This is a genomic window from Methylomonas rivi, from assembly GCF_024505165.1.
In the GTDB taxonomy this organism is placed as follows: Bacteria; Pseudomonadota; Gammaproteobacteria; order Methylococcales; family Methylomonadaceae; genus Methylomonas; species Methylomonas rivi.
Map to the genome: position 1 here is coordinate 1 of NZ_JANIBK010000353.1, position 783 is coordinate 783.

Annotated in this window: 1 protein-coding gene; it reads right to left on the bottom strand. The window is 51.2% G+C overall.

The genetic code is table 11. The features are described from left to right. Positions 1-599: 599 nt before the first annotated feature. The coding region (locus NP596_RS21690) for a hypothetical protein (RefSeq protein ID WP_256617451.1) at positions 600-783 on the bottom strand (184 nt) is incomplete at its 5' end.

A 783-nucleotide genomic window follows, 5' to 3' on the forward strand; every position in this document is an offset into this window, starting at 1 on the left:
GGCGGAACGCATCGCGGTTCCGCCATATTTGGCGGATCGCCTAACGGCATCCGCCCTACGCGGGCTTTTACGTTACGAAAAGACTCGCGAAGCAGTTCAATCCTATCGGTCAGCAAAGTCCGGTTTCGTTCCGCCAAATTGACTGTGAAAAAAATAACAACCGCCTTTGAGGCGATGTCGGCGATATTCTGTCATATCTCATTTATCGGCGTTTCGTTTGATGGGTTTCGCTTCGCTCTACCCATCCTACTGTCGGCAACTGGCTCACCCCGGTCATTGGATAACCCCTGTCGGTTGTCTCCTTTGGGTCGACAATCTCCTTTCGATCAGACTTAACACGAAAGCGCTCGGTCATTGTTCCAAGCCTGGGCCGAACAAAGACAGCGATAGTCGCTACCTTGATTTTTAACCCCGTTTTGCGCAAATCGACATTCCAAGTGTATCGCTTTTGCGTGCTATTTGAGCCTTGGCGGGCATGAATAGAGCCATTAATCACAATTGGGGGACGAACTGATTCACTCGTTATTCCCGCAAACGGGGAATCCAGGCTCTTGATCTATCCGGGCTCCCGCCTCTACGGAGCGACAAAATCAATTTAATCAGCTTTTTATAAGGGAAATTAGCGGATCGATGCCGGTTTTGGCTTTGATCGCTTTGGCATAGTCCGCCGCTTGGCGTTTTCCGGCCAGTTCGTCGCGCGAAACGCGTTTGGCTTCTACCACCGCCAGCGGTTTGGGTTTGCCCTTTTCAGCCCCCAACTCCAAATGCGCATAAAAAAGGAGG